Genomic DNA, 20252 nt, shown 5'->3' with positions numbered 1-20252 from the left:
GCCTCCTGATAGTAAACGGTTGCTATCCCGGGTGGCAGTAACCATGAAACGTTCACCGCCTTGCTGTCAAGGACTTGGAGAACATGTCTTGACCATTGGCCGTCGAGCTGCCTACGGTTTCTAGTAACCGTTTACTAGGAGTGAGTCGTGCCGAATCCTGACACCGACCCGGGCAGCCGTCCGCGGTTGCGCACCCTCGTGGCGATGCCTGCGGAGACCTGGTCGGAGGTATTCACCCCAGCAACCCGCGAGCGCCTGCAAGCGTCCGCCGAGTTGCTCGGCCTCGACTGCGCCGGCTGCGACGAGGAGAACCTGGCCGGCGGGAGTTCGGTCGGCGGGAGCGCGGTCGGCGGGAGTTCGGCCGGCGCTGGGCGGCCGCGGTTGGTGTCGTCGTTTGCTGAAGTGGCGGACGAGTTGGCCGAGGCCGAGGTGCTCCTGACCGGGTGGGGTTGCCCGCGGATCACTCCCGACGTACTCGATGCGGCGCCGAAGCTGCGGGCGATCGTGCACGCGGCCGGGACGATCAAGACGTTCGTCGACGCCGACGTGTTCGAGCGCGGGATCGAGGTGTCGTCAGCGGCCGCGGCGAACGCGATCCCGGTCGCCGAGTTCACGCTGGCGGCGATCGTGCTCGCGGGCAAACGCGCCTTCCGGCACCGCGACTGGCTCCGCGAGTCCGGCGTCAAACGACCGTTGCCCGGCGCCCCGGTTCTGGGCGCACTCGGTACGACGGTGGGCGTCCTCGGCGCATCGCGGATCGGCCGATTGGTGCTCGAGCGGTTGCGGGACCTCGACGTCACGGTGCTGGTGAGCGATCCCTATCTGAGCCCGTCCGAGGCGGCGGCGCTTGGTGCCGAGTGGTGCGACCTTCCGACCTTGTTCGCGGCGAGCGACATCGTGACAGTGCACGCGCCCTTGCTGCCCGAGACCGAGGGGCTGGTGTCGGCGGAGCTGCTCGCGTCGATGCCCGACGGCGGTGTGCTGATCAACACGGCCCGCGGTGGGCTGGTCGATCACGCCGCGCTGGAACGCGAATGCGTGTCCGGCCGACTGGACGCCGTACTAGATGTCACCGATCCCGAACCCCTGCCGCCGGACTCATCGCTCCTCCACGCACCCAACGTCTTCATCACCCCGCACATCGCAGGTGCCATGGGCAACGAAACCACCCGCCTGGGCGACGCCGCAGCCGCCGAAGTCGAGCGCCTAGCGGCCGGCCATCCACTGGCCCACGCCATCACCCGCGACGACCTCAACCGCATCGCATGAAAAACCAACCGGCCAAGGGCGCCACCCCAGCCCGCGCGCACCAGCCTCGCGGTCCGCACGAGCCTCGCGGTGCGCGGTGTGCCGCACGGCGCGGGGTTATCCGCTCGTTTCGGGGGTTCTGCGTTCGTAGACCAGTGGAGAACCCCCGACTGGAGGGGATAACCCCCGGCGGTGCGCGGGAGCTTCGCGGGGCGCGGTGCGTCGTACGGCGTGGGGTTATCCGCTCGTTTCAGGGGTTCTACCCCCGTATGTCAACGGAGAACCCCCAACTGGCGGGGATAACCCCTCGTGTGGCGCGTGTGGGAGTGCAGGGCGTCGAGTGGGACGAGGTGGGCGTGAGGGTTCTGGCTGGCGGGGCTGCCGAGCGGTTGCGGGGGCCGGCGCAGGTGGACTGGTTGTGGATGGGGGACGCATGAGTGGCGGGATGCGGTTGCCGGCGCCGGATCGGCTGGTGTCTTCGCGGACGGGGTATACGCGGGAGACCTGGCTCAAGGTGGCTGATCAGCTGCTCGACTCCTTGGTGCCGTGGTTCTCGGCGAGTGGGGCGCAGGTGCGGTTGCCGGGGCGGGGGAGTTGGTCGGGGGCGGACTGTGACGGGCTGGAGGGGTTCGCTCGGTCGTTCCTGTTGGCTGCGTTCCGGATCGCGGCCGGTCAAGTCGATGAGCGATTGGTCGAGCGGTACGCGCGGGGGCTCGTGGCCGGTGCGGCGGGGGACTGGCCGCGGTTGACGCCGTGCTCGCAGCAGATGGTCGAGGCGGCGGCGATCGCGGTCGGGCTCCACGAATCGCGCGAGTGGTTGTGGGATCGGTTGGACGATCGCGAGCAGGGGCACGTGGTCGACTGGCTGAGCGGGTTCGTCGGGTCGCGGACGTGGGACAACAACTGGCGGCTGTTCCAGGTGGTCGGCGAGCAGTTCCTCGCGTCGGTCGGAGCGCCGTACTCCCAGGACGACATCGATGCGGGCCTCGACCGGATCGAGGACTGGTACGTCGGTGACGGGTGGTACTCCGATGGCCCCGGGCAGAACTTCGACCACTACATCGGGTGGGCGATGCACCTCTACCCGGGGCTGTGGACCCGCATGGCCGGTCCCTCGGCCGACGGCAGGCTGAAGCTCTATCGCGAGCGTCTGCACCGGTTCCTCGAAGACGCCGTCCACCTCACCGGTACGGATGGCGCGCCGATCCACTTCGGTCGTTCACTCTGCTACCGGATGGCCACCGCAGCGCCGTACTGGATGGGTGCGCTCCTCGACGCCACCCCGCTCACCCCGGGCCAGACTCGTCGGCTCTGCTCCGGCACGCTCCGCCACTTCATCGACAACGGCGTCCCCGACGAGCGCGGTCTGCTGAATCTGGGCTGGCATCATCACTACCTGCCAACAACTCAGCCGTACTCCGGCCCGGGCTCGCCGTACTGGGCCTCGAAAGGCTTCCTCGGCCTGCTCCTCCCAGCGGATCACGCCGTCTGGACCGACCGCGAGGAGGCGCTCCCGCTCGACAATCACGATCAGATCCGCCCGATGCCGGCGCCGGGTTTCCTCATCCAGTCCACCCAGCACGACGGTCTGGTCCGCCTCCTCAACCACGGCAGCGACCACAACGCCGAAGGCGATCCGCACTACAACCGCCTGGCGTACTCGACGCGCACCGGCCCCGAGTTCACCGACCACGCAGTCGACAACTCGATCGTCCTCGACAGCGCGCCCGCCGGCCGACGGCGGATCAGACGTATCGCCGTGGCGGCAAGTGGAGCGGCCTCGTGGTGGACGACGGAGGACGCGCGGATCGAGGTCGCGAGCGTCGTGCACGGCCGGATCGAGGTGCGCTGTGTGCTGGTCGACGGACCGGAAGGGATCGTGCGTCACGGCGGGTATGCGGTGGCGCACGAGGACATGCCGGCCGAGGCAGTCGCCGACGGATGGGCGCAGGCGACCCGCATCGATCGGCTGACGAGTGTGGTGGTCGGACTGCACGGGTACCAGCGGGTCGACGTACGGCGTGGGCTCGACACGAACGCGTTCGGCCCGCACTCCGCCACGCCGTACCTCGAGGCTCAGCACCGCGGAGAAGGTCCGCAGGTGCTGGTGTCCGCGGTGGTACTGTCCGGCGACACGGTCTGGCCGGAGGCGCTGTCCGAGAGCATCGCGGTGACGGTGGACGGGCTGCGCGTCACCATCCGGTTCGCCGACGGTACGAGGGCCGACGTACAGCTGGGTGAGGAGGTGGGTGATGGCGGCGGATCAGCCCCGGTCGCGGGCGCGCCGGCGTGACCCCGAGGCCGCCCGGACGATCCGCGACGTGGCCGCCCGGGCCGGTGTCTCCACCGCCACCGTCTCGCGCGTTGTCAACGGCAACTATCCGGTCGCCGCCTCGACCCGCGCGGCCGTCGAACGTGCGATGCGTGACCTCGGGTACGTCGCGAACGCGCACGCCCGCGCGCTGGCCGGCTCGACCACCCGCGTGGTCGGCATCGTCGTCAGCGAGATCGTCGACCCGTTCTTCGCCTACATTGCCCGTGGCGTCCAGTCCGAGGCGCTCGCCTCCGGCCGGCTCTGCCTGGTCTGCTCGACGCAGGGCGGTGAGTCCGCCGAGCTGCGGTTCGTCGACCTGCTGCTCGAGCAGCGTGCCGACGCGGTGATCCTGGTCGGCGGCGCGGTCGAGGACAAGGAGTACTTCGCCGCGGTCGGCCAGCGTGCCCGTCAACTCGCGAGCAGCGGTTCGAGTCTGGTCCTCTGCGGCCGGCCCGGGCTCGAGACCGGCGTACCGGCGTACGCGGTGGAGTACGACAACATCGGCGGCGCCGCGGCGATCACCGATCTGCTGCTCAGCGCGGGCCACACCAAGATCCTGTACCTCGGCGGCCCGACCTTGCTCTCCACGACGACGGCCCGGTTGACCGGGTTCCGGCAGGCTTTCGCCGCCCGCAAGCTCGAACACGATCCCGCCCTGATCCGCACCGGCGCGTTCGGCCGCCAGTGGGGCTACGAGCAGACGCTGCGCGCGCTCGACGACGGCCTCGACTTCACCGCGATTTTCGCCGCCAACGACATCGTCGCCGCCGGCGTGTACGTCGCCCTGCGCGAGCGCGGCCTGCGGATCCCCGAGGACATCTCGGTCGCCGGGTACGACGACGTACCCGTGGCCACCGAACTGCAGCCGGCGCTGACCACCGTCCGGGTACCGCTCGAGGAACTCGGACGGGCCGCCGTCCGGGCCGGGCTGGCCGGTCAGGAGCCGAGCGCGGACCCGTTCGCGCACCAGCAGCCGATGACGACACTGGGGACCGTCGTCGTGGTCCGCGACTCGGTCGGGCCGCCGGCGTCGCGATGATCACGCACAGCTAACTCCCAGGAACTGCCGCCCTCGGTGACCAGCGCAATTCACAGCGTGATCAGCGGTGACACTATGTCAGGACCATGTGCGTCCGGTGTCTCAGCGTGACGATGGAGTGCTTGACATACCGGTGAGGACGTCTGAGACTCAGCTCACTTTCGCGATCCGAGAGCGCTCTCAATCCCCTCACGTTTCAGGGAGCCTGAACCATGCGGCCCAGTGTCCGCTATCGCCCCGTAGCCGGACTGCTCGGCTGTGCCGCGATCCTGCTCGCCACCGCCTGCGGTGGCGGATCCGGCGCCGACGGTGCCGGCAAGGCCGCCGACGGGCCGCAGATCGAACTGACCATCGCCACCTTCAACGAGTTCGGGTACGACGACCTGTACGCGGAGTACGAGGCGCAGCATCCGAACATCAATATCGTCGAGCAGCACGCCAAGACCGTCGACGACCACGTCAAGAACCTGGACGCCAACCTCGCCTCCGGATCCGGCCTGGCCGACATCGAGGCGATGGAAGTCAGCTGGATCTACAAGTACCTGGCCAAGGCGGACAAGTTCGTCGACCTGCGCCAGTACGGCGGGGACGACCTGAAGAGCCGCTGGCTGGACTGGAAGGTCGCCGGCGCCACCACGGCGGACGGCAAGATCATCGGATACGGGACCGACATCGGCCCGGAGGCGATCTGCTACCGCCGCGACCTGTTCGCGAAGGCCGGGCTGCCGACCGACCGGGCCGCCGTCGCGAAACTCTTCCAGGACTGGCCGTCGTACTTCGCCACCGGGCGGAAGTTCAAGCAGAAGGTGCCCGGCTCGGCGTGGTACGACTCCGCGGTACTGACCTGGGAAGCGATGCGCAACCAGCTGATCCAGGCGTACTACTCGAACCAGGACCGCTTCCTCGGCGACGAGAACCCGCTGCTCAGGAAGACCTGGGACCAGGTGGTCGCGGGCAGCAAGGACGGCCTGTCCGCGCGGCTACCCGCCTGGAGCGACGCGTGGAACGCTGCCTTCCGGACCGACAAGTTCGCGACGATGGCGTGCCCGGGCTGGCTGCTCGGTGTCATCCAGGACAACGCGGGCAGCTACGGCAAGGGCAAATGGGATGTCGCGGATGTGTTCCCCGGCGGCGGCGGGAACTGGGGCGGCTCGTACCTGACCGTGCCGGTGCAGTCGCCGGAGCCGGAGGAAGCCGCGAAGCTCGCCGCCTGGCTGACCGCGCCGGAGCAGCAGATCAAGGTGTTCAAGAAGATCGGCTCGTTCCCGTCCACGCTCGACGCGTACGACGATCCGCAGGTGACCTCGCAGGTCAACGCGTACTTCAACAACGCGCCGGTCGGGAAGATCTTCGTGAACCGGGCGCAGAACGTGATCCTCAAGCAACACAAGGGTCCGCGCGACGGCGAGATCAACCAGATCTTCAGCGCGGCGCTCGCCCGCGTCGACAACGGCAAGCAGTCCCCGGACTCCGCGTGGGACCAGGCGGTCGACCAGGCGGACACGGTCGCGAACACCCGCGCCGGAAGCTGAGCGCCGGAGCGGAACCGGGCGTGCGGGAGAAAACTGCCAACACGCCCCTTCAGGCGGCCAATGACTGACGCGCGATCGACCGGGGAGGTACTACGGTGTGAACGCGAGCCAATCGAGAACTGAGGAGGGCCGATGAACGAGTCTGGTTCTCCGACGCTGGAGCAGGTCGCCGCTGTCGCGGGGGTGTCGCGGGCCACCGTCTCCAGGGTCGTGAACGGTTCGCCGAAAGTCCTTCCCCAGACGGTCGCCGCGGTCGAACAGGCGATCCGCCAGCTCGGCTACGTCCCGAACCGAGCGGCCCGCGCGCTGGTGACCCGGCGTACGGACTCGATCGCGATCGTGGTGCCGGAGCCGGACAGCCGGGTGTTCTCCGACCCGTTCTTCGCGGGCATGTTGAGCGGTGTCAGCCGGACGCTCGCGCCGACGTCGTCGCAGCTCGTGCTGCTGATCGAGCCGGCCTCAGAGCCGACCGGAGCCGACGACCAGCGGCTGCTGCGGTACCTGCGCGGCGGGCACGTGGACGGGGCGATCATCATCAGCCACCACGGGCGCGACAACATCCTCCAGGAGCTCGCGCAGTTGCCGCTGCCGATCGTGTTCAGCGCGCGGCCGCTCGGGGTCGATGTCGCGGTCGCCAGCGTGGACGTCGACAACGTGGCCGGGGCGCGGACCGGCGTACAGCACCTGCTGGACATCGGGCGGCGGAAGGTCGCCACCGTCGCCGGGCCGCTCGACATGACGGCGGGTATCGACCGGTTGACCGGGTACCAGGAAGTGATGAAGGAGGCCGGCCTGCCGGAGATGGTCGCGTACGGCGACTTCACGGCCGACGGCGGTGAACACGCGACCCTGCGGTTGCTGGACGACCACCCTGATCTCGACGGACTGTTCGTCGCCTCGGACCTGATGGCGACCGCCGCCCTCCGCGTCCTGTCCCAGCGCGGCCGCCGCGTCCCCGCCGACGTCGCGGTCGTCGGCTTCGACGACTCGGTCCTGGCCACCACGACCACCCCGAAACTCACCACGGTCCGCCAACCGGTCCAGCAACTAGGCGCCCGCCTCGCCGAGATCCTCCTCGCCAAAATCGCCGGCGCCCACCTCACCACCCCCGAGATCTACAACACCGAACTAATAATCCGCGACAGCGCCTGACCGAACAGCACTCCCCAACTCACGGTGGGTCGTTCTGGAATTGGAATTGGACTCGGATGGTGTCGTTGAGGGGGAGGACGAGGGTGGTGTCGGAGGGGTTCCAGTGTTGGGGGACGAGGAACAGGCGGTTCTGGCCGACGACCAGGAGGCGGAGGCCTCGGTAGCGGTAGTTGAAGGATTGGCCGGCGCCGGGGCGGAGCACCGTTTCTTCGATGCCGGGGGAGCGGAGGGCGAGTTTCTCCTTGGTGTCGAGGATGACGACCGGGAACTGGTTCAGGTCGCGGGCGTCGGCCTTCGCGAGACCGCGCCCGGAGTACTGCGCCGTGGTCGCGGTGCCCCAGAACGCGCACGTGACGGTCACGACCGCGAGCAGCACGATCAGGATCCGTTGCGGACCGAGCGTCGGGTCGGTCTTGCGGCGAAGGTAGGTGAGGTACGCGAGCGCCGCCGCGGACAGACCGATGACGGCGGGAACGATCAGCGCGTAGTACGGAAGGTGCCGCAGCAGCGGGAACGCGAGCAGCGCGGCGACGCCGAGGATGAGTACGACGACCGTGACCCGCGCGGCACGACGTACGGTGACGGCGGTCGGGCGGATCGCGTTGTGCAGCAGGAGCGCGGCGACCGCGAGCAGTGTGATCACGAGGAGCGGGACAAGCAGCGGTTGGGGGCTGCGCATCACGTAGTCCTGCGTACTCAGGCCGATCGTGTCGACGTCGATCCCGAAGTACTCGTACTGCGAACGCGCGGACACGTAGCCGAAGTAGAACAGGAGCGCGCTGAGCAGCGTCACCGGCGTGATGATGCCGGCGGCGAAACTGACCCAGCGCTCGGCCTGCGACCGCTCGTCCGCCATCGGTCATCCGCCAGAGGGCGTCGGCGCTGTCTCGGTCGGCGTCGTCTCGGTCGGCACTGTCTCGGTCGGCGATGACTCGCGAGGTTGCGCGGTCAGACCGATCTGGCTGCCGCCGAGGCCCTTCAGATCGTCGCACTGCTGCTGGGTCTGGCAGGTCGCGACCGCCGGAATGACGAGCGTGACGCTGCCGCTGTCGGCGACCTGCTTGAATCCGACCCAGCATTGCGGCAGGTTCTGCGCCGTCCACTCCAGCCCTTCGCAGGACTGCTCGTTGCCGGTGCATCCGGACTGGTCGACCTCGAAGATTCCTTTCGGGTCGAAGAACGGCGTACCGAGTTTGATCGTCACGCCGTCGGGGATGTCTCCGGCGAGCCAGCTGATCGGGTTGCAGTTCGATCCACCGTCGGGGACGCCGCCGATCGGGAGCGACGCGATCTCGAGCGACGGCTTGCCCTGCTGTTGCTGGGTCGACTCGGCAGTGGTCGGTTCCGGGCTCGGCGCGGGCTCGCTGGTGTTCTCCGGCGTGCTGGTGGTGTCCGGTGGTGACGAACCACCAGACGTGTCGGAGCATCCCGAGACCAGCAGGACGATCACGGAAACGGTCACTGCCCAGGCGCGCATACCGACCACCCCCAGCATCAGGATGGCCCCGCGCGCAGACCGCGACAACCTTTTGTTCACGCTCCGCTGCGACAACTGTCGATTCAGGTCACACGCGTGGTATTTCTGAAGGAAAGGGGGGCTTCATGACCGACCATGAGATCCGGATCGCGCTGGTTCTGAACGGTGGCGTCAGCCTGGCGGTCTGGATGGGCGGAGTGACACACGAGCTGGACCTGATCCGGCGGGCTTCCGGCGACCCGGAGGCGCCCGGTCCACAGCCGTACGACGCTGTTCTCGCGGACCGCTGGCGGGAGTTGTGCCGGCGCGGCGAGGAGCGGCGGCGGGTGGTCGTCGACGTGATCGCGGGAACGAGCGCGGGCGGCCTCAACGGATCGCTGCTGGCCACCGCGATCGCGAACGGCTCGACCCTCGACCCCGACGGCTCGCACAGCGCCGAGGGTGCCAACGGCCCGTGGCTGCGACAGAAATGGGTCGCCCTCGGCTCGCTCGACGTCGGCAAGCTGGTCCCGTCCGCGGGCGTGAAGTCGACGTCGGTGCTGGACGGCAAGTACTTCCTGCAGCAGGTCGAGGAGCTGCTGAAAGATGTGGCCGACGCGGGCGACAATGACGCCGAGGAGCCGGTGACGCTGTTCGTGACGGCGTCCGGGCTCGGGGTGCAGCAGTTCGAGGCGAAGGACGCGGCGGGGCAAGCGTTCGTCGTACCCGATCATCGGTATCTGTACGGCTTCACGAGTGAGGACGCGCCGACGTACGACGGTAAGGCGCGGACGTTCACGGTCGAGGACAAGAACGGGCTGAAGGACACCGAACTGCTCGCTCGGGCAGCGCGGGCGTCGGCGTCGTTCCCGGCCGCGTTCGGGCCGGTGCTGGAGACACCGGAGCTCGCCGCGGAGCCGCCGCGGATCCAGCCGGGTCCCGCGGAGTCCGGCTCGTGGCTGGTGGACGGCGGCGTCCTCGACAACGCACCGTTCGGCCCGGTGCTCGACGTGGTCGCCCGGCGGCCGGTGAACGGCAAGGCGACCCGATACGTGCTGTACGTCGTACCCTCGGCCGGGATCGGTCGCGCGTCGACCGCGCTGGCGGGGGCGAAGGAGCCGAGCTGGCGGGTCGCGGCGTTGTCCGCGGTGCAGTTCCCGCGCGAGGTGGACTTCCGCTCCGACGTGGAACTGCTGGAGCGCTTGCTGCTCGAGGCGGACGCGTCCTGGTCGGACACCCAGCGGCTCTTCGACCGTTGCCTGCAGCAACCTGAAGAGCGGGCCCGGTTGAAGGCCGCCGCGACGGCGTTGCAGCCGGCCTACTCGCGTGGCAGGGCGGCCGGCGGGGTGTGGGAAGCGGTGACCATCGCCGGCCACGACCAGTCGACGGTGCTGGACGCGGCGACCGCGCTGTCGGAGACGGAGATCGACGAGATCCTCGCGACCGAGCATCCGTGGGTTCCGGATCCGGATGGTTCGACGACCGCGTTGCGGGACGACGCCGACGGCAATCCGAGCTGGTTGTGGGGGACCGGTGCGGCCGAGCGGGTCGTGCGTTTGATCCTGCGCTCGCTGCGGTTCCGGATCAGTGCGGCTTCCAGCGACGATCGGGTGGCGCTCGACAAGCAACTATCTGCGGCGAGTGACTGCTTGCTGAAGGTGCAGGCGGTCCGCGACGCTCTCGACGTACAACTGGCTGCGGCTCATCTGGATCTTCGGCCGGCCGGTGGCGCGGACGCGGTCGCGGTCGGGCTGAACGACATCTTCGAGCAGTTGCAGATCCAGCGCGCCCTCGGCGACGCGCTCGCCGAGTTGGTCGCGGTGATCGGCCGGGAGCTCGTCGACACCGCGCTCGAGGTGGAGATCGTGTCCCGCTGTACGTCGGCCCGTACGCCGGAGCAGCGCAGCGCACCGTTCCAGTTCCTGCGACTCGGCCCGGACATCCCGCTCGCCGTACTCGATGAACTGGAGGCGGGGTCGATCGCGAACCAGCTCAGCGAACGGATCCTGTACGGCAGCCAGGTCGGGCACTTCGGCGCGTTCGGCGCGGCGGACTGGCGGCGGTGGGACTGGCTGATGGGTCGGCTGCACTGCGTCGCGCACCTCGGCTCGATGCTCGGCGCGGACGTCGACTGGATCCGCGAGACCCAGCGTCAGGTGCTGCAGGCCGAGGGCTGGGAGCTCGGCGCGGTCGCCGAGCGGATCGAACGGCTGGCGCGCGACTTCCCGGTCGAGGCCGGGATGGGCGCGCTGGTGACGATGCGGAACGAGCTGAACGTGTCGCCGGAAGGCCGGGCGATCACCCAGGGCATCGTGGACCGGATGGTCGACGTCTCGGGCGGTCTCGGCCCGCAGGTGGGCGACTGGGTGAAGGCATCCGCGGGCCGCAAGGAGAAGCCGACAGCGTGGCTGCTGCGGACCGCTCGCTGGTTCACGGAGCCTGCCCGGCAGACGATGTGGGAGCGGTTGGTGCGCGGCGCGAAGCTGAGTCCCGCACACCGGCCGCCGATCTTCGAGCCATGGTTGCCCGCAGCAACAGCTGCGGTGGGCGTAGCGTTGCTGATCGTCTCCGGTCTCGTCGACTCGGTCCGCGTCCTGGCCGCCGTCCTCGCCGGTGCGGTGCTCGCGCTGAGCGCCGTACTCGGCGTGGTCACCTGGTACGTACGCCGGGCGCGCCGGCGAATCCGCGCGTGGCTGGAGAAGCAGATGCCGGAGATCAGTCCAGAGTCACGAAATCGATGAGCTCCTCGACCCGGCCGAGCAGCGCCGGGTCGAGATCCGCGAAGCTGTTCACCTTCGACAGGATGTGCTTCCAGGCCGCGGCCACGTCGGCCTGGTCGGTGGCCGGCCAGCCGAACGCCTGCAGCACGCCCTTCTTCCAGTCCTGCCCGTGCGGGATCCGCGGCCAGGCCTTGATCCCGACCGCCGACGGCTTGACCGCCTCCCAGATGTCGATGAACGGGTGCCCGACCACCAGCACGTACGGGTTGCTCACCTGCGCCGCGATCTTCGACTCCTTCGAGCCCTCGACCAGGTGGTCCACCAGTACGCCGAGCCGCCGGCCGGGACCGGGCTGGAACCGGTTGACGATCGGGACCAGGTCGTCGACACCCTCGAGGTATTCGACGACGACACCCTCGATCCGCAGGTCGTCGCCCCAGACCTTCTCGACCAGCTCGGCGTCGTGCCGGCCCTCGACGTAGATCCGGCTGGCCCGCGCGACCTTCGCCCGGACGTTGTCGACGGCCACCGAGCCGGACGCTGTCCGGGTCTTCTTGGCCGGACCGGCTTTCTTCGGCGGCTTCAGGCTGACCGGTTTGCCGTCCAGCCAGAACCCGGGACCGAGCGGGTACGTGCGGATCTTGCCGTGCCGGTCCTCGAGATCGACCACGCCGTGCTCCCAGCGCACGATCGCGCCGACGAACCCGGAGCTCGGCTCCTCGACGACCATGCCCTTCTCGATCTCGACCTCGACGGTCCGCCCGTTCTTCGGCTTCCGCCAGTCGCCCGCGAGTACGTCGTTCCCATACCTGTCAGCCACCAGGCAATGTTAATAAGTGGGAGCCGCATGCGTGGCCGTTGCCTGTCGGCTCGGCGCGGTGAGTGTGAGCACGAGGTACGTGAGGAACCCGACGACGAGACCGACGGCCCACGAATAGTCGTACAGGGGTTTGAGGAACGGGATCAGGCCGTCGGTCGGGAACGGGCCGGCGCCCGGGTTCGAGTACGCGCCGCCGACCGCGAGCAGCGAGCCGAGCAGGGTCGCGACGACACCGCGCCAGTTCCAGCCGGCGGCGTACCAGTAGCGTCCGTTCGGCCGGTAGAGGTCGGCCAGGAACAGGTTGGTCCGGTCGATCATCCAGTAGCCCGCGATCAGGACGCCGGCCACGGATGCGAGCAGACCGCCGTAGAAGGACAGCCAGACGAAGATGTAGATCGACGGGTCCGAGATCAGCCGCCACGGCTGGATCACGATGCCGATCACGCCGGTCAGCAGTCCCGCGGTCTTGAAGTTCAGCCAGCGCGGCAACGCGTTCGCGAAGTCGTACGACGGACTCACGACGTTGGCCGCCACGTTGCAGGACATCGTTGCGAGGATCGCCATGATCAGGCCGATCGTCACGACCACCGGGTTCTCGAACCGGCGGGTGAGCTCGACCGGGTCCCAGATCGCCGAGCCGTACAGCACGACAGTGCCGGAGGTGGTGATGATCGAGACCAGCGCGATGAACGACATCGTGGTCGGCAGGCCGATCACCTGACCCCAGACCTGCGCCCGCTGGCCTTTCCCGAACCGGGTGAAGTCCGGCATGTTCAGCGACAGCGTCGCCCAGAACGCGATCATGCCCATCAGCGCCGGCGGGAAGATCTTCCAGAAGTCGGCGCCCCAGCCGAGTTTCGACGGCTGCGACAGGATCGGCCCGAACCCGCCGGCCTTCACCAGGACCGCCACCATCAGCGCCAGGAACGCGACCGTCACCAGCGGCGCCGCCCAGTTCTCGAACCGGCGCAGGCCCTCGATGCCGCGGAAGATCAGAACCATCTGCAGCGCCCAGAAGAACAAGAAGCTGAGCCACATCGTCCACGGGTGCCCGCCGATCGCCGACGCGTCGGTCCAGCCCTTGCCGAAGAGTTCGCCGACGATCACGTAGATCGCCTGGCCGCCGATCCAGGTCTGGATCCCGAACCAGCCGCAGGCGATGAATGCCCGCAGCAACGCCGGGAAGTTCGCGCCGCGGACGCCGTAGAACGCCCGCGCGAACACCGGGAACGGGATACCGTACTTCGTCCCCGCGTGACTGTTCAGCAGCAGCGGGACCAGCACGATCAGGTTCCCGAGCGTGATGGTCAGGAACGCCTGCAGCCAGTTCATCCCGAGCGCGACCAGCCCGGCCGCGAGCAGGTAGCTGGGGATGTTGTGCGCCATCCCCATCCACAGCGCCGCATAGTTGTACGTCGTCCAGGTCCGCTCCGGCAACCGTGTCGGAGCGAGCTCGGCGTTGGCGTACGGACTCCCGCCGAGGGCCTCGGGATCAGCTAGCTCGACACGTCCGTCGGAGTGCACGGTCTGCTCGGTCGTGACCACAAGTCCCACCTCATCCGGTTGGGCGAAGTCCGTTCCGAACAAGTTGCGCGACGACCGTTGTCCGTGTCAACGGACAACTAGGGAAACGCAGGCTCAGCTCGGGCCGAGGAGCGGGAGGCTCGGGCGTTGCGGCGTACCGAGGACCTGGTAGCCGCGGCGGATCGCGTCCTGGAGTTTGTCGACCGGCCACGGCCAGTCCTCGGTGTGCTTCAGCGCGTCGTCGAGGGAGGTGCCCGCGTGGTGCAACGTGGAGATCGTGTTGGCGACCTTGCCCAGCTCGATCGCCTGGTCGTGAGCGAACTCGAGGTCCACGACGGCGCCGTGCCCGGGGACGATCTTCGCGTCCGCCGGCATCATCCCGACCACCGCCTGGATCGTGTCCGGCCACTCCAGCGGGAACGAGTCCGCGCCGTACGACGGAGGCGCCGACTCCTCGAGCAGGTCACCGACGAAGAACACGTCGACGTCGGGGACGACCACGACCGCGTCGCCCGAGGTGTGCGCGTTGCCGACGTGCACCAGCTCGACGCGGCGGTCGCCGAGGTCGATCACCTTGGCCGCCGCGAACGTCGTACCCGCGAGGTTCTCCTCGGCGGCCGCGTTCTCGTGCAGGTAGACCTCGGCCTCGGTGAACACGCTGTTGCCGACCACATGGTCGAAGTGCGCGTGCGTGTTGACGACGAACTTCACCGGTACGTCGGTCAGCTCGCGAATGTGCTCGCGGAGCTGCTCGGCCTCCTCGGTGGTGGCCCGGGTGTCGATCACCACGGCGCCGTCCGACCCGACGACCAGGCCGACGTTCAGGTCCCACTCGTCGTACCGGCGGACCCAAGTGCGGTCGCCGAGCTCCGTCCACGTACTCATGGCCCCGACACTACTGGGGCGCTACTTGCTCAGTACGTCGCCCCTCGCGACCTGGTCCCGCTTGACGCCGCGCAGCAGTACGCCGACGTTGTCGCCGGGCTGCGCGGTCTGCACGATCTTGCGGAACATCTCGAGACCGGCCACCTCGACCTGCAGCAGCGGCTGCCCGGCGCGGCTGATCAGCACCTGCTCGCCGACCATCACCGTCCCGGCCTGCACCCGCCCGGTGACGACGGTGCCGCGCCCGGTGATCGAGAACACGTCCTCGACCGCCATCCCGAACGCCCCAACCGGCAACGTGTCCTGCGGCCGCGGTGGCTCCGGGAAGCTGTTCGGCTGCGAGTGCCCGCGCGCCAGCATCTCCTGCGGATCCATCGAGTTCGTCCGCTTCCAGAACTTCCAGCCCATCCCTTGAGAGTAGTGGTTGGCAAGGCTCTCCCGCGGACCTAGAGTCGCAAGTGTTCCGAACGGAATTCCGAAACTTTCGAAGGGTGGCCGGTGTGACGACACGACGTGCTGTGGTGGTCAGGGGTGGCTGGGAAGGTCACTCCCCGGTCGAGGCGACCGACCTGTTCATCCCCTTCCTGAAGGAGAGCGGTTACGACGTCACCGTCTCCGACAGCACCGCGGCGTACCTGGACCTGGACGGCGTCGACCTGGTGCTGCAGTGCGTGACGATGAGCGACATCGAGCCCGAGCACTTCAAGGGCCTGGAGGCCGCGATCCGCCGCGGCACCGGGTTCGCCGGCTGGCACGGCGGCATCGTCGACTCGTTCCGGAAGAACTCCGACTACAGCTTCATCACCGGCGGGCAGTTCATCTCGCACCCGCACGGTTTCAACGACTACCGGGTCGACGTGGTCGCCGATCACCCGATCGTCGAGGGCATCAAGCACTTCGACGTACACACCGAGCAGTACTACGTGCACGCCGACCCGACCAACAACGTCCTCGCCACCACGACGTTCGAGGCGCACCCGGACTACCCGTGGATCGAGGGTGCCGTGATGCCGGCCATCTGGACCCGCACCTGGGGCGAGGGCAAGGTCTTCGTCTGCACCGTCGGCCACAAGCTGGACGACCTGGAGACGCCCGAGGTTCGCACCATCATCGAGCGGGGGCTGCTGTGGGCGAGCAAGTGACCAACATCGGCATCGTCGGCACCGGTGTCATCTCCGGCACGTACCTCGACCACCTGGGCAAGCTCCCTGGCGTCGACGTGGTCGCGGTCGCCGACCTGGACGTCTCCCGCGCCCAGGCGATCGCCGACAAGTTCCCGAGCATCCGCGCGCTGTCGCCGACCGAGTTGTACGCCGCCGACGACGTCGAGATCGTCCTCAACCTGACCATCCCGGCCGCGCACGCCCCGGTGCACCAGGCCGCGATGGAAGCCGGCAAGCACGTGTACGGCGAGAAGCCGCTCGCCGTCGACCGCACCGAGGCCGAGCCGCTGCTCAAGTACGCCGCCGCGAACAACCTCCGGGTCGGCTGCGCACCGGACACCGTGCTCGGCACCGGTACCCAGACCGCCCGAGCAGTGATCGACCGTGGCGACATCGGCGTACCGCATGCAGCCTTTGCTGCCTTCACCACTCCCGGCCACGAGCTGTGGCACCCGGCGCCGGAGTTCTACTACCAGCCCGGTGGCGGCCCGGTGCTCGACATGGGGCCGTACTACGTGACCAGCCTGGTCACCCTGCTCGGTCCGGTACGTCGGGTCACCGCACGGGCCGGCCAGTCGAAGCAGGAGCGCGAGATCCACTCGGGTCCGCGGGCCGGCACCAAGTTCCCGGTGGAGGTGCCGACGCACGTCACCGGCGTACTGGAGCACGAGTCCGGTGCGCTGACGACCGTACTGATGTCCTTCGACGTCTGGGCGGCCCGGCTGCCGCGGATCGAGATCCACGGGACCGAGGGGAGCCTGTCGGTGCCGGACCCGAACGGTTTCGACGGCACCGTCGAGATCGCGACGGCCGCGCAGCGTGACTGGACCGAGGTCCCGGTCGCCGGTGGGTACGCCGGAGCGGGCCGCGGCGTCGGCGTCGCGGACATGGCCCGGGCCCTCCGTAACGGTGAGCCGCATCGCGCTGACGGAGCGTTGGCGTACCACGTGCTCGACGTACTCGAGTCGTTGCTCGAGGCGGCGGTCCAGGACCAGCCCGTGGACGTCGCGAGTACGGTCGAGCGTCCGGCCGCCGTACCGTTGGGGGCGTCCCCCGAGACCGCCTGAGACCCGCCCCACGCCGCCACGCGTCAGTGCGAGCTCCTACGGCTCGGTAGACTGGCACTCGGAACTTTCGAGTGCCAGTGTCGATCGAGAGAGGGTGTGCGCGCGTGCTGGACGAACGCAAGCTCGATGTGCTCCGCGCCATCGTCGAGGACTACGTGGCGACCCACGAGCCGGTCGGTTCGAAGACGCTCGTGGATCGTCACAACCTCGGAGTCTCCCCGGCCACTGTGCGTAACGACATGGCCGCGCTGGAGGAGGAGGGGTACATCACCCAGCCGCACACCAGCGCGGGGCGGATTCCGACCGATGCTGGGTACCGGCTGTTCGTGGACAAGCTCAGCACGGTCAAGACGCTGTCGGTCGCCGAGAAGAAGGCGATCACGTCGTTCCTGGCCGGTGCGGTCGACCTGGACGACGTCGTCCGGCGGACGGTCCGGCTGCTCGCGCAGATCACCCGCCAGGTCGCCGTCGTGCAGTACCCCTCGCTGAACCGGTCGAGTGTCCGGCACATCGAGGTCGTCACGATGACCCCGCGGCGGTTGCTGCTGGTGCTGATCACCAGCAACGGCCGCGTCGAGCAGCGCCTCGTCGAGCACCCGCACGACGTCGAGGAGCAGCTGATCGCGGACCTGCGGTCCCGGCTGAACACGGTGCTGGCCGGCCAGCGCCTGACCGATGCGACCACATCCCTGGCCGGGGTCCCGGAGCTGTTCGCTCCGGCCGACCGGTCGCTGGTCGCGTCGATCGTCACCACGCTGCTCGAGGCGTTCACCGACGAGGTCGGCGAGCAGCGGATCGCGGTCGGCGGCGCCGCCAACCTGACCCGGTACGGCGACGACTTCGAGCGCAACGTCAAGCCGGTGCTGGAGGCGCTGGAGGAGCACGTCATCCTGCTCAAACTGCTCGGTGAGGCCACCAATCCGCAGACCCTGACGGTCCGGATCGGCCACGAGAACCCGTTCGAGGAGCTCGCCACCACCTCGGTGGTCGCGACCGGATACGGGTCGAAGTCGGAGGCGCTGGCCACCCTCGGCATCGTCGGCCCGACCCATATGGACTACCCGAGCACGATGGGCGCCGTGCGCGCCGTCGCGCGCTACGTCAGCCAGATCCTGGCCGACTCCTAAACGACAACAACCACTGGTCTGGAGTATGAGCACCGATTACTACGCCGTCCTAGGTGTCAGCCGCGACGCGTCACCGGACGAGATCAAGAAGGCGTACCGCAAACTGGCGCGCCAGTACCACCCGGACGTGAACGACTCCGAGGACGCGCACCAGAAGTTCCAGGAGATCGGCCGCGCCTTCCAGGTGCTCAGCGACCCGCAGAAGCGGCAGATGCACGACCTCGGCGGCGACCCGTTCGCGACCGCCGGGGCCGGTGGGCCGGGTGGTCAGGGCTTCGGCCAGGCGTTCACCTTCACCGACATCATGGACGCGTTCTTCGGCCAGACCGGCGGGGCCACCCGCGGGCCGCGGCCGCGGACCCGGCGCGGCCAGGACGCGCTGATCCCGCTCCGGATCGATCTCGCCGAGGCGGCCTTCGGGACCACCCGCGAGCTCAAGGTCGACACCGCCGTCCTCTGCCCGACCTGTAGCGGATCCGGCGCGGCGGCCGGCTCCGAACCGGTGACCTGCGAGATCTGCCACGGGCGCGGCGAGGTGACCCACACGCAGCGGTCGTTCCTCGGCGAGGTGCGGACGATGCGCCCGTGCCCGAACTGCCGCGGCTACGGCACCACGATCCCGAACCCGTGCGTCGAGTGCTCCGGCGACGGTCGCGTCCGCTCCCGGCGTACCGTCACGGTCAAGATCCCCGGCGGCGTCGACAGCGGCACCCGGGTGCAGCTGTCCGGTCAGGGCGAGGTCGGTCCCGGCGGCGGTCCGGCCGGCGACCTGTACGTCGAGATCGAGGTCGAGCCGCACGAGATCTTCACCCGCAACGGCGACGACCTGCACTGCACGGTCACGCTGCCGATGACGGCCGCCGCGCTCGGTACGACGATCGACCTGCCGACCCTCGAGGGCGAGACGACCCCGCTGGAGATCCGCCCCGGCACGCAGTCCGGCACCGCGGTCACGCTGACCGCGCGCGGCGTACCGCGGCTGCGGCACGCGGGGCGCGGCGACCTGATCGTGCAGGTGATCGTGGAGACGCCGACGAAGCTCGACGACGACCAGGCCGAGCTGCTCCGGCAACTCGCCGTCGCCCGCGACGAGGAGCGTCCGCAGGGCCAGGTCCAGGCCACCCACAAGGGCGTCTTCGGCCGCCTCCGCGACGCCTTCGGCGCGCACTAACCCCGCTCCCCCCCCCCCCCCCCCCGCTTCCCTCCGCTGCCTCGGTGTCGGCCTCAGTGCCGGTCGGCCACGTAGCTGCGGGTGCGAGCCCGGCGGCGGTCGGGGTACTGGACGCGGAATGGGGGCCGGAGCGCGCGGTGTTCCGGGTGGAAGCAGGCTGCGGCCGGCACGGCCGCCAGGAGCTGTTCGATCTGGCCCACGACCCGGACTCGGGTCGTTGGCAACTGGAGAGGGTGACCGACCGATGACTGTTTCACCGGTATCGCCGGCCGCGGCCGGTGCGGCCAGCCGCGAGCTGTCCCGTGCCCGCGCCGCCCTGGCCGAGGCGACGGAGACGAGCGACCACCTGATCCGCTACTCGAGCGCGCATGTCGCGGCGCTCCGGGTCGCGGCCGCGGTGCTCGCGGTCCGGGCTCGCCCGGTCCGCTCGAGCAGCCGCCGTCGGGTGCAGCGCAACGCCTGGGTGCTGCTCGCCGAGGTCGCGCCGGAGTTCGGCGAGTGGGCGACGTTCTTCGCCGCCGGCGCCGGGCAGCGTGCCGCGGCCGAAGCCGGCCTGGAGCGCGCCGTCACCACCCGCGAGGCGGACGACCTGATCCGCGCCGTCGATACGTTCTACAACCAGGTGGAGGCGAGCCTGCGGCTGTCCACCAGCCCGGTGCTCACCGCCACCACCGACCCGCAGTCCGTCCTGACGCAACCGTGGATGCAAGCCAGCTGAATCACCAGCAGTGAAACACCAGCACTGAGGAGATCCCGACCGTGAGCGAACCATCGAGAGGGCTCGGCAAGGACCTGTGTGCTCGTGTGCACGCCCTCACCGGCGCCGAGTGCTACCTACCGGACACCCACTACCCACGTCCTCACCACTCCCTGTCCGGCGAGGCCTGGCACGACGGGCTGTGCACGCGCTGCTCGGGCTCCGGCCTGGTCGACGACGCGCTCTGCCCGTCCTGCAACGGCACCGCGTTCGAGCCACTGACGCTCCCGGAGACCTACCAGCCCGGCTGACCGGACCTAGTGTCCTGAGTAGCAGC

The 20252-nt window shown here is 69.2% G+C and carries 19 protein-coding genes; 13 read left to right on the top strand and 6 right to left on the bottom strand.

The genetic code is table 11. The features are described from left to right. The first annotated feature begins 147 nt into the window (after positions 1–147). The 5 genes from ACWGID_RS04735 (at position 148) to ACWGID_RS04715 (ending at position 7285) form a co-directional block, all read left to right on the top strand. A complete protein-coding gene (locus tag ACWGID_RS04735; RefSeq protein WP_452194438.1) occupies positions 148–1269 on the top strand; it encodes a hydroxyacid dehydrogenase in 1122 nt (373 codons plus the stop codon). Positions 1270–1681: 412 nt separating this feature from the next. Continuing rightward, entirely contained in the window at positions 1682–3541 is a 1860-nt protein-coding gene (locus ACWGID_RS04730) for a DUF2264 domain-containing protein (RefSeq protein ID WP_452194437.1), read from the top strand. Then, positions 3501–4601 carry a LacI family DNA-binding transcriptional regulator gene (locus ACWGID_RS04725; RefSeq protein WP_452194436.1) on the top strand — a complete coding sequence of 367 codons (1101 nt, stop codon included), beginning with the start codon at positions 3501–3503 and terminating at the stop codon, positions 4599–4601. Before ACWGID_RS04730 ends, ACWGID_RS04725 begins: the two co-directional genes overlap by 41 nt. Positions 4602–4813: 212 nt before the next feature. Beyond that, entirely contained in the window at positions 4814–6133 is a 1320-nt protein-coding gene (locus ACWGID_RS04720) for an extracellular solute-binding protein (RefSeq protein ID WP_452194434.1), read from the top strand. A 132-nt stretch (positions 6134–6265) separates the two neighbouring features. Beyond that, the gene (locus ACWGID_RS04715) at positions 6266–7285 is read left to right on the top strand and encodes a LacI family DNA-binding transcriptional regulator (protein WP_452194433.1); all 1020 of its coding nucleotides are present in this window, start codon (positions 6266–6268) and stop codon (positions 7283–7285) included. Between the two features lie 19 nt (positions 7286–7304). On the opposite strand, the gene ACWGID_RS04710 is transcribed toward ACWGID_RS04715, so the two are convergent. Both ACWGID_RS04710 and ACWGID_RS04705 read right to left on the bottom strand, forming a co-directional pair. Further along, positions 7305–8141 (bottom strand): hypothetical protein, encoded by an 837-nt coding sequence (locus ACWGID_RS04710; protein ID WP_452194432.1) that lies wholly within the window; start codon positions 8139–8141, stop codon positions 7305–7307. A gap of 3 nt (positions 8142–8144) precedes the next feature. Beyond that, positions 8145–8762, bottom strand: coding sequence for a hypothetical protein (locus ACWGID_RS04705; RefSeq protein ID WP_452194430.1), 618 nt, complete (start codon positions 8760–8762; stop codon positions 8145–8147). Between the two features lie 125 nt (positions 8763–8887). On the opposite strand from ACWGID_RS04705, the gene ACWGID_RS04700 reads away from it, so the two are divergent. Next, positions 8888–11482 (top strand): DUF3376 domain-containing protein, encoded by a 2595-nt coding sequence (locus ACWGID_RS04700; protein WP_452194429.1) that lies wholly within the window; start codon positions 8888–8890, stop codon positions 11480–11482. Here the strand turns inward: ACWGID_RS04700 and ACWGID_RS04695 are convergent. The 4 genes from ACWGID_RS04695 to ACWGID_RS04680 all read right to left on the bottom strand — a co-directional run bounded on the left by ACWGID_RS04695 (position 11457) and on the right by ACWGID_RS04680 (position 15098). Next, positions 11457–12281: a DUF3097 domain-containing protein gene (locus ACWGID_RS04695; protein ID WP_452194427.1), complete on the bottom strand. Its 825-nt coding sequence runs from the start codon at positions 12279–12281 to the stop codon at positions 11457–11459. The genes ACWGID_RS04700 and ACWGID_RS04695 overlap by 26 nt on opposite strands. 9 nt (positions 12282–12290) lie before the next feature. Then, on the bottom strand, positions 12291–13826 hold the full coding sequence (locus tag ACWGID_RS04690) for an NCS1 family nucleobase:cation symporter-1 (protein ID WP_452194425.1): 1536 nt from the start codon (positions 13824–13826) through the stop codon (positions 12291–12293). A 93-nt stretch (positions 13827–13919) separates the two neighbouring features. Continuing rightward, the gene (locus ACWGID_RS04685) at positions 13920–14690 is read right to left on the bottom strand and encodes an MBL fold metallo-hydrolase (protein ID WP_452194423.1); all 771 of its coding nucleotides are present in this window, start codon (positions 14688–14690) and stop codon (positions 13920–13922) included. A gap of 21 nt (positions 14691–14711) precedes the next feature. Next, the gene (locus tag ACWGID_RS04680; protein WP_452194422.1) at positions 14712–15098 is read right to left on the bottom strand and encodes an EF-Tu/IF-2/RF-3 family GTPase; all 387 of its coding nucleotides are present in this window, start codon (positions 15096–15098) and stop codon (positions 14712–14714) included. A gap of 92 nt (positions 15099–15190) precedes the next feature. On the opposite strand from ACWGID_RS04680, the gene ACWGID_RS04675 reads away from it, so the two are divergent. The 7 genes from ACWGID_RS04675 to ACWGID_RS04645 all read left to right on the top strand — a co-directional run bounded on the left by ACWGID_RS04675 (position 15191) and on the right by ACWGID_RS04645 (position 20226). Next, positions 15191–15832, top strand: a complete 642-nt coding sequence (locus tag ACWGID_RS04675) for a ThuA domain-containing protein (protein WP_452194421.1) — start codon at positions 15191–15193, stop codon at positions 15830–15832. Next, complete coding sequence (locus tag ACWGID_RS04670; protein WP_452194419.1) at positions 15817–16920, top strand: Gfo/Idh/MocA family protein; 1104 nt, start codon at positions 15817–15819, stop codon at positions 16918–16920. The genes ACWGID_RS04675 and ACWGID_RS04670 overlap by 16 nt, the downstream gene beginning before the upstream one ends. Positions 16921–17024: 104 nt before the next feature. After that, a complete protein-coding gene (hrcA, locus tag ACWGID_RS04665; protein ID WP_452194417.1) occupies positions 17025–18047 on the top strand; it encodes a heat-inducible transcriptional repressor HrcA in 1023 nt (340 codons plus the stop codon). Between the two features lie 25 nt (positions 18048–18072). Continuing rightward, positions 18073–19218, top strand: coding sequence for a molecular chaperone DnaJ (gene dnaJ / locus ACWGID_RS04660; RefSeq protein ID WP_452194415.1), 1146 nt, complete (start codon positions 18073–18075; stop codon positions 19216–19218). A 44-nt stretch (positions 19219–19262) separates the two neighbouring features. Further along, the gene (locus tag ACWGID_RS04655) at positions 19263–19466 is read left to right on the top strand and encodes a hypothetical protein (RefSeq protein WP_452194414.1); all 204 of its coding nucleotides are present in this window, start codon (positions 19263–19265) and stop codon (positions 19464–19466) included. Then, positions 19463–19936, top strand: a complete 474-nt coding sequence (locus tag ACWGID_RS04650; RefSeq protein WP_452194412.1) for an SAV_6107 family HEPN domain-containing protein — start codon at positions 19463–19465, stop codon at positions 19934–19936. The genes ACWGID_RS04655 and ACWGID_RS04650 overlap by 4 nt, the downstream gene beginning before the upstream one ends. Before the next feature lie 41 nt (positions 19937–19977). After that, on the top strand, positions 19978–20226 hold the full coding sequence (locus tag ACWGID_RS04645) for a hypothetical protein (protein ID WP_452194410.1): 249 nt from the start codon (positions 19978–19980) through the stop codon (positions 20224–20226). The last annotated feature ends 26 nt before the right edge of the window (positions 20227–20252 follow it).

The sequence above is a fragment of the Kribbella sp. NPDC054772 genome, assembly GCF_053611945.1.
This window is presented reverse-complemented; position numbering and strand designations above follow the sequence as displayed.

Bases quoted from the DNA above. Each gene is read 5' to 3' on its own strand.
- ACWGID_RS04725 (WP_452194436.1), top strand. From the start codon at position 3,501: ATGGCGGCGGATCAGCCCCGGTCGCGGGCGCGCCGGCGTGACCCCGAG.
- ACWGID_RS04685 (WP_452194423.1), bottom strand. From the start codon at position 14,690: ATGAGTACGTGGACGGAGCTCGGCGACCGCACTTGGGTCCGCCGGTAC.
- dnaJ (WP_452194415.1), top strand. From the start codon at position 18,073: ATGAGCACCGATTACTACGCCGTCCTAGGTGTCAGCCGCGACGCGTCA.
- ACWGID_RS04720 (WP_452194434.1), top strand. From the start codon at position 4,814: ATGCGGCCCAGTGTCCGCTATCGCCCCGTAGCCGGACTGCTCGGCTGT.
- ACWGID_RS04715 (WP_452194433.1), top strand. From the start codon at position 6,266: ATGAACGAGTCTGGTTCTCCGACGCTGGAGCAGGTCGCCGCTGTCGCG.
- ACWGID_RS04705 (WP_452194430.1), bottom strand. From the start codon at position 8,762: ATGCGCGCCTGGGCAGTGACCGTTTCCGTGATCGTCCTGCTGGTCTCG.
- ACWGID_RS04680 (WP_452194422.1), bottom strand. From the start codon at position 15,098: ATGGGCTGGAAGTTCTGGAAGCGGACGAACTCGATGGATCCGCAGGAG.
- ACWGID_RS04730 (WP_452194437.1), top strand. From the start codon at position 1,682: ATGAGTGGCGGGATGCGGTTGCCGGCGCCGGATCGGCTGGTGTCTTCG.
- ACWGID_RS04650 (WP_452194412.1), top strand. From the start codon at position 19,463: ATGACTGTTTCACCGGTATCGCCGGCCGCGGCCGGTGCGGCCAGCCGC.
- ACWGID_RS04710 (WP_452194432.1), bottom strand. From the start codon at position 8,141: ATGGCGGACGAGCGGTCGCAGGCCGAGCGCTGGGTCAGTTTCGCCGCC.
- ACWGID_RS04700 (WP_452194429.1), top strand. From the start codon at position 8,888: ATGACCGACCATGAGATCCGGATCGCGCTGGTTCTGAACGGTGGCGTC.